The sequence below is a fragment of the Mycobacterium sp. 852002-51163_SCH5372311 genome (assembly GCF_001667115.1).
GTDB lineage: Bacteria > Actinomycetota > Actinomycetes > Mycobacteriales > Mycobacteriaceae > Mycobacterium.
Map to the genome: position 1 here is coordinate 22,091 of NZ_LZIJ01000104.1, position 7,270 is coordinate 29,360.

8 protein-coding genes, 1 tRNA gene and 1 pseudogene are annotated in these 7,270 nt (G+C 65.6%); 6 read left to right on the plus strand and 4 right to left on the minus strand.

From position 1 onward, the window contains the following. The first annotated feature begins 115 nt into the window (after positions 1-115). The 5 genes from A5791_RS27230 to A5791_RS13620 all read left to right on the plus strand — a co-directional run bounded on the left by A5791_RS27230 (position 116) and on the right by A5791_RS13620 (position 3,432). Complete coding sequence (locus tag A5791_RS27230; protein ID WP_067237194.1) at positions 116-436, plus strand: hypothetical protein; 321 nt, start codon at positions 116-118, stop codon at positions 434-436. Positions 437-908: 472 nt separating this feature from the next. After that, complete coding sequence (gene cysK, locus A5791_RS13605) at positions 909-1,841, plus strand: cysteine synthase A (RefSeq protein WP_067237197.1); 933 nt, start codon at positions 909-911, stop codon at positions 1,839-1,841. A gap of 2 nt (positions 1,842-1,843) precedes the next feature. Then, positions 1,844-2,527 carry a serine O-acetyltransferase gene (gene cysE, locus A5791_RS13610; RefSeq protein WP_067237202.1) on the plus strand — a complete coding sequence of 228 codons (684 nt, stop codon included), beginning with the start codon at positions 1,844-1,846 and terminating at the stop codon, positions 2,525-2,527. 12 nt (positions 2,528-2,539) lie between these two features. Then, positions 2,540-2,959 (plus strand): thioredoxin family protein, encoded by a 420-nt coding sequence (locus A5791_RS13615; RefSeq protein WP_067237206.1) that lies wholly within the window; start codon positions 2,540-2,542, stop codon positions 2,957-2,959. 20 nt (positions 2,960-2,979) lie between these two features. Next, the gene (locus A5791_RS13620) at positions 2,980-3,432 is read left to right on the plus strand and encodes a DUF4395 domain-containing protein (RefSeq protein ID WP_067237210.1); all 453 of its coding nucleotides are present in this window, start codon (positions 2,980-2,982) and stop codon (positions 3,430-3,432) included. Between the two features lie 330 nt (positions 3,433-3,762). Here A5791_RS13620 and A5791_RS13625 read toward each other — a convergent pair. Next, positions 3,763-3,835, minus strand: a tRNA-Asn gene (locus A5791_RS13625). Positions 3,836-3,995: 160 nt separating this feature from the next. On the opposite strand from A5791_RS13625, the gene A5791_RS13630 reads away from it, so the two are divergent. Continuing rightward, the gene (locus tag A5791_RS13630; RefSeq protein ID WP_067237212.1) at positions 3,996-4,277 is read left to right on the plus strand and encodes a hypothetical protein; all 282 of its coding nucleotides are present in this window, start codon (positions 3,996-3,998) and stop codon (positions 4,275-4,277) included. On the opposite strand, the gene dnaG is transcribed toward A5791_RS13630, so the two are convergent. From dnaG to A5791_RS13645, 3 genes and pseudogenes are all read right to left on the minus strand, one after another. Further along, positions 4,267-6,198: a DNA primase gene (gene dnaG / locus A5791_RS13635; protein WP_067237215.1), complete on the minus strand. Its 1,932-nt coding sequence runs from the start codon at positions 6,196-6,198 to the stop codon at positions 4,267-4,269. The genes A5791_RS13630 and dnaG overlap by 11 nt on opposite strands. A gap of 84 nt (positions 6,199-6,282) precedes the next feature. Next, positions 6,283-6,852 carry a superoxide dismutase family protein gene (locus A5791_RS13640; protein ID WP_082966909.1) on the minus strand — a complete coding sequence of 190 codons (570 nt, stop codon included), beginning with the start codon at positions 6,850-6,852 and terminating at the stop codon, positions 6,283-6,285. Positions 6,853-6,891: 39 nt separating this feature from the next. Further along, a pseudogene (locus A5791_RS13645) lies at positions 6,892-7,270 on the minus strand (deoxyguanosinetriphosphate triphosphohydrolase); the annotation flags it as partial.

A 7,270-nucleotide genomic window follows, 5' to 3' on the forward strand; every position in this document is an offset into this window, starting at 1 on the left:
ATACGGTGGGGCACGCGGGAGCAACCGTAATACGGCGGAAACAACGCAAACCCGTGTGCGAAACATCCTCGTCGCACCATGCACTCAGGTGGTCGCTTCGAGGAGGGGTGTTCGCATGGCTCGAGAGTGTGAGGGTCCCGGTAGCGCCGGCTTGCACAACGACTGCCCCTTGCAATGCTGGCGGCGACGCGGCAATACGCCTGACAATCCATCCAGTAGCCAGACGTGGGCCCGTGACCATGTCGACTGGGCAGGCCTGCCGGTGAACCTGGACCTGGCGTTTTCTCCACAACAGCGCGACAAGGTTTACGCACAGCACATGATGCGCAAGCGCGGCGCCCAGCTGTGGCGATGGTTGCCGCGCACGGCTGCGCTGTGCGTCTGCGAGGCCTCAGCCGAGCGACTCGACACCAGCGCGGCCAGAGACTACGTCTGACGCTGACGATCTCGTCACAGCTACCAGATAAGCGCCCTTCGCAGGAATCCGATCACCTGGTTGGCAGCCGATCGCGCAACAATTCGGGCGGCCGATCAGCTGGCATTTGCGCCGCCGCGGCCGAAGCGGGACGTTGCTGAACACGTCGATGTCGCATCCATGGCTGGCTAGGTTTGGCGTGCTCGGGTTGCTCGATATGGGACTGTCATATAGTGGTGCCATGCAACAGCCCACACTGCCGCGCTTCGTCCTTACGCGCCGCCCCGTGGTGAACTGTTGTTGTTGTTGTTGTCACTGTTGATTTGCTGACGCCTCACCGGACGGGTGCTGACCGGAGCGGCGTTCGACGGGCGCCCCAGTGACCCACACCCGCCGCCCCGACAATGCAGACCGACGCCGACCGATTTAGCCATCGACTTCGACATCACCCGGCAGTCCGACGAAGCTGTACCGACACCGCCGAAGGACCCACATGACCATTGCCGACAACATCACCCAACTGATAGGTGGTACCCCGCTGGTCCGGCTGCGCCGGGTCACCGATGGCGCCGTGGCCGACGTGGTTGCCAAGCTGGAGTCCTTCAATCCGGCAGGCAGCGTGAAGGACCGCATCGGGGTGGCCATGATCGACGCGGCCGAGCGGGCGGGCCTGATCAAGCCGGACACCATCATCCTCGAGCCGACGAGCGGGAACACTGGCATTGCATTGGCGATGGTGGCCGCCGCGCGCGGCTACAAGTGCGTGCTGACCATGCCCGACACGATGAGCATCGAGCGGCGGATGCTGTTGCGCGCCTACGGCGCCGAACTCGTCCTGACGCCGGGCGCGGAGGGCATGGCGGGGGCGATCGCCAAAGCCGAGGAACTCGCCAAGAGCGACGAACGGTATTTCATACCACAGCAATTCGAGAATCCAGCCAACCCCGCGGTGCACGCGGTCACAACCGCCGAGGAGGTCTGGCAGGACACCGACGGCAAGGTCGACATCTTCGTGTCCGGCATCGGGACCGGCGGCACCATCACCGGCGTGGCCCAGATCATCAAGGAGCGCAAGCCGTCTGCGCGGTTCGTCGCCGTCGAGCCCACCGCGTCGCCGGTGCTCTCCGGCGGCCAGAAGGGCCCGCACCCGATCCAGGGCATCGGCGCGGGGTTCATCCCCGCCGTCTTGGACATGGGTTTGGTCGACGAGGTCGTCACCGTGGAAAACGAAGACGCCCTCGATCTGGCCCGGCGGCTGGCCAAGGAAGAAGGGCTGCTGGTCGGCATTTCCTCGGGCGCTGCCGTTGCCGCCGCCCTCGAGGTGGCCCGGCGACCGGAGAACGCCGGCAAGCTCATCGTCGTCGTGCTCCCCGACTTCGGCGAGCGGTACCTGAGCACGGTGCTGTTCGCCGACCTGAGCGATTGACCATGCTGACAGCGATACGGCGGGACATCCGGGTGGCCAAGGAGCGTGATCCGGCCAAGCCCACGACGCTGGAGGTCATCCTCTGCTACCCCGGCGTGCACGCGGTGTGGGGCCACCGGATCAGCCACCGGCTGTGGCATCGCGGCTGGCGGTTGGCCGCCCGCGCTATCGCGGAGCTCACCCGCATCCTGACCGGCGTCGACATCCATCCCGGTGCCGTACTGGGCGGCGGGCTGTTCATCGACCACGCGACCGGCGTGGTGATCGGGGAAACCGCGGAGGTGGGCGACGATGTGACGCTCTTCCACGGTGTCACCCTCGGCGGCACTGGTTCGGATACCGGCAAGCGCCACCCCACTGTCGGTGACCGGGTGATCATCGGCGCCGGAGCCAAGGTGCTGGGCCCGATCAAGATCGGCGACGACAGCCGAATCGGCGCCAACTCCGTTGTGGTCAAGGAGGTTCCGTCAAGTGCCGTGGTGGTCGGAGTGCCCGGGCAGGTCATCAGCCGCCCCGGCAAAGGCACCGAAGACGACTCCGCGCTGCCCGATCTGGTGGGGGTCAGCCTGCAATCCCTGCTCACGCGGGTGGCCAGGCTGGAAGGCAACGGCGCCGGTCAGCAAAGTGACCGTGTCATCCGGCCGCCGGAAGGTGGAGTGTGGCATGGCGAAGACTTCTCGATCTGAAGCCGGCCTCTGATGAGCATTGTCGTCGCCGCCACGATCGCAACCGCCACCGCACTGGGCGGTGCCACAGCCATTGGCGTTGCCGTTAACCGACGGTCCGGGGTATTGCGCGAAACCGGCGGTGAGCCCGAACACGACAGCACGGAGCTCGGTTTGTCCGATGTGGGGCCGACCGTCGTGCACTTCAGCGCCGCGTGGTGCGGTCCGTGTGCCTCGGTGCGTCGCGTGGTCGACGAGGTATGCACAGACTTGCCCGGGGTAGCCCACATGGAGATCGATATCGATACTAATCCGGTTGCGGCTAAACGGTTTTCGGTGCTCTCGCTGCCGACCACGTTCATCTTCGATGCCGGCGGCCGGCAACGATATCGCAGCGGAGGCGTACCAAAGGCGGCGGACCTGCGGACGGCACTTGAGCCACTCTTGACTTGACCATCGATTAGGAGCGGTACATGTCAACCGACAACGGCCGAGTGGACGTGCGGGGTCCGCGATTCGCCGCCTGGGTCAGCACCACGGTTCTGGTGCTCACATTGATCGTCTCCGCGTTCAGCGCACGCGCGGCCGCGGTGATCCTGGGCGCCCAGACCGTCGTCTTCGCGATAACCGCGTGGCGCGGTCCTCGCAACGGCCCGTACGGAGTGCTGTTTCGCAAGCTCGTCGCGCCGCGACTGGGACCGGTCACCGAGCGGGAGCCGGTACCGCCGCTGAAGTTCGCTCAGTTGGTCGGTTTCATATTCGCGGGGTTCGGGGTGGTCGGGTTTGCCGCCTCGATCCCGCTGCTCGGCGTGATCGCGACCGGGTTCGCGTTGTTCGCCGCGTTCCTCAACGCGGCTTTCGGGATATGCCTCGGCTGCCAGCTGTACCCGCTCGTTGCCCGACTGCGCCGCTCGACGGTGGCCTAGCGGTTCGTCACATCTGTAACTCCAGTACCGGGAATGGAACCGCGTGACGATTCTGGAATGCGCTATCGCGGGTGCTAGCAAGTTTCAAAATCGCCAGCCGAGCACCGCGGGTGTCTAATGTGACTGGTGTGGTTCCGGCACGGCCCGCCGCGTTCTGCGACAAGGCGTACGGAGAGTTACCACTATCCCGACGGCAGCGCCGCGGAGCCTTGAACGTCGCGAAAGTGCAGCTGCCAACACATTTCCCGAGACACGTGGTCGGTAGTCGCACTTTCGCGGCGAAAGTTACGGAACTCGCCAGCGTCTTCCGGCGACCGGAGGCTCATCCTGCTCCCCCGCCTGGACTCGAACCAGGAACCCTTCGGTTAACAGCCGAACGCTCTGCCAATTGAGCTACGGAGGACCGCCCGATCCACTTGAATTCTGAGGCGGATCGCGGGACGACTCTAGCGTACTGGCATAGCTCGACCAACTAGCAAGCCCGACATCAGGCACGGCAAGCGCGCACCCCGGTGGGTAAGGCAGTATGGAGCAATCCGCGCTTTAGTACGGGAGGAACCGTTTTGATCGGGTATGTCGTCGTGCTTGGGGTCGGTTACGTGCTGGGCAGCAAGGCCGGTCGTCGCCGATATGAGCAGATCGTCGGCACTTATCGGGCGGTTACCGGCAGTCCCGTGGCCAAGTCGGTGATCGAAGGGGGCCGTCGCAAGATCGCGAATCGGATCTCACCCGATGCAGGGTTCGTCACGCTGGCCGAGATCGACAACCAGACGACCGTCGTCGAGCGGGTTGACGAGCGGCAGCCAAATGGTGCCGACTATCGCGACCAACACGTCACGCGGTGAGATCGTCGCCGCTGGCCTGCTCCAGCAGGCTGCGTCGGTAGGCCTCCATCGCGACCAGGTCGCCGAACAGGGCGTGGTATTCGTCGCCTTGCTCGATCGGTGACATGCGCTGCAACTTCGACTTGACTTCGGCGATCTGGCGGCCCATCCACACCTCCTGCAGACGGGCCAGCACGCCGGCGATGTAGCGCGGCAGCTTTTCGTCGTCGACCTGGATGGCCTCGACCCCCAGCTCGCTGATCAGACCCGCGGTCAACGCCGACGTGGTGTGCCGACGCACCGCATCGATCCACTGCGCGCCGGTGATACCGGCTGACGTGCCGCCCGCCGCCTCGATTGCCGCCCGCACTGCCGCGTAACCGGGGTGGGTAAAGCTTTCCACGGTCAGCGTGTCGAAAACCGGGCCGGCCAGCGCCGGGTACTGCAGCGCCGATTTGAGCGCTTCGCGCTGTGGCCACAGGGTCGGCTCGCGCGGGTCCGGACGGGCAGCCGCCGTTTCGGTGGGTGCTGCGGCGGGCATCTCGGACCGCTCCTGGGTGACCCGACGGGGGGCTTTCGATCCGGCGCCGGCCCGGCCGGGCCGCACGGACTTCTTGGCGTCATCGCGCACTCGGCCGATGACTTGGGCGACATCGGCCCATCCGACCCAGCCGGCGAGCTGCCGGGCGTACTCGTCGCGCAAGGTGGGGTCCTTGATTTGGCCGACGATGGGTACACAGCGTCGCAGCGCGGCCACCCTGCCTTCGGCGCTGTCGAGGTCCATCTCGGCCAGCGCGGTGCGAATTGCGAACTCGAACAACGGGGTTCGACGCGCGACCAGGTCGCGCAGTGCGCCGTCGCCGGACTTCAACCGCAAATCGCAGGGGTCCATGCCGTCCGGGGCTACCGCGACGAAAGACTGACCCGCCAAGTTCTGTTCACCGTCGAGCGCTTTGAGTGCGGCGGCACGGCCGGCCTCGTCACCGTCGAAGACGTAGATCAGCTCACCCCGGAAGAAGCTGTCGTCCATCATCAGCCGGCGCAGCATCGCCAGGTGATCGTCGCCGAACGCGGTGCCGCACGACGCAACCGCGGTGGTGACACCGGCCAGATGCATCGCCATGACATCGGTGTAGCCCTCGACCACAACCGCCTGATGCCCCTTCGCGATGTCGCGTTTGGCCAAGTCGATACCGAACATCACCGAGGACTTCTTGTAGAGCAGCGTCTCGGGCGTGTTGACGTACTTGGCCTCCATCGGGTCGTCGTCGAACAGGCGGCGGGCGCCAAACCCGATCACTTCGCCCGCCGCGGTACGGATGGGCCACAGCAAGCGCCGGTGAAAACGGTCGATCGGGCCGCGGCGACCTTGTCGGGACAAACCCGCGGCTTCCAGCTCTTTGAACTCAAAACCTTTGCGCTGCAGCTGCTTTGTCAGAGAATCCCAGCCAGAAGGCGCGAATCCGCACCCGAAACGGCGCGCGGCGTCGGCATCGAAGTTCCGGTCCTGCAGGTACTGACGGGCCGGGGCTGCTTCGTCGGAATCCAGCGCTGCCGCATAGAACTCCGCCGCGGCCGCGTTGGCCGCGACCAGACGGCTGCGGCTGCCGCGGTCGCGCTGCACGCTGGTGGCCGCGCCGGTGTAGCTGATCGTGTGGCCGACGCGGTCGGCGAGCAGTTCGACCGCCTCGACGAAGCTGACGTGCTCGATCTTCTGGACGAAGGCATACACGTCGCCGCCTTCACCGCAGCCGAAGCAATGGAAATGACCGTGATTGGGCCGGACATGGAAGGACGGCGACTTTTCGTTGTGGAATGGGCAAAGCCCTTTCAGGGAGTCGGCCCCGGCTTTTCGAAGTTGCACGTAGTCGCCGACGACGTCCTCGATGCGGATCCGCTCGCGGATGGCGGCGATATCGCGATCGGAGATCCGGCCAGCCATCGGCCTAGTGTAGAGCCCCGGTCGCAGGCTGGTTCCGATGATGACGACCCACTTCGCCCGGCTGCGCCGCGCTCGTGATCGCCATTAGGTCCCGATTACACCGCATGCGACCCGTTCCATCGCCATGTCGCCGACACCGTGGATCATCAACGCCGTCCCTTTTCCAGCCAGTAGCTGGTCCTTGGTGAACGCATCGGTAGTGGTCTGCAGGGAACCGGAGCCGTCCGGGGAAATCTCAAGGGGCGGCAGGTCGCCGCTTGCCAGCTGCCCGGTATGCCCCGGCGCCTGGTAATGCCCGCCCGCGGACAGGAAGTTGCCGGGCGGGCCGCCCTCGGGGCCAACGGAGTTGGGCTCGCATTTTCCTATCTCGTGGATATGCACCTGGTGACTACCGGGCGCGAGGATTCCAGTGCCGATCGTCTGTATGCGCACGCTGACCTGTCCATTGCTGAAAATGAACGTTGCATCGGCAACGGGTTTGCCTTCAGCCGTTTTCAGGTGTGCCGCAAGCGTGCCAGCCCGGTTCGGCGAACTGCTCTGGACTGCTGGGCTGCTGCTTGTCGGGCTACTCGGATTCTGAGCAGAACTACAGGCGGTCATAGCCACGACGGGAAGCGATAGCAGAAGGGCGGCGACCGCCGGGTTCCTGATCATGCTTGGCAGCCTAACGCCTGCGATTCCGTCCGGTCTTCGCTACAGGTCTGCGCGGCGCGCGTCCACCCGCTCCAGCCGGCCCTCGGTATACGACGCGATCTGGTCGACGATCACCCGCCACCGGGCGCCGTCGTCTGGTGCGACGTTGAACGCCGCGGCAAAGATCGGGTCGAGCGTTCGGGGGGCCCCGGCGTACAGCCAGTGCGCTACCCGATGGATACGTTCACGCTGACGCGACTGACCTTCCAGGTGCCGTGGATCCGACATAATAAATTGCAGCGCAAGGGTTTTCAGTACAGCGACCTCGGCACGCACCAAATCGGGGACGTGCAGGTCGGCCTGGTAGCGCACCAGCGGACCCGGGCCGGCGGCCGCGCGGGTATCGGCGATCGCGGCGGAGACGAACCGGCCGACCAAC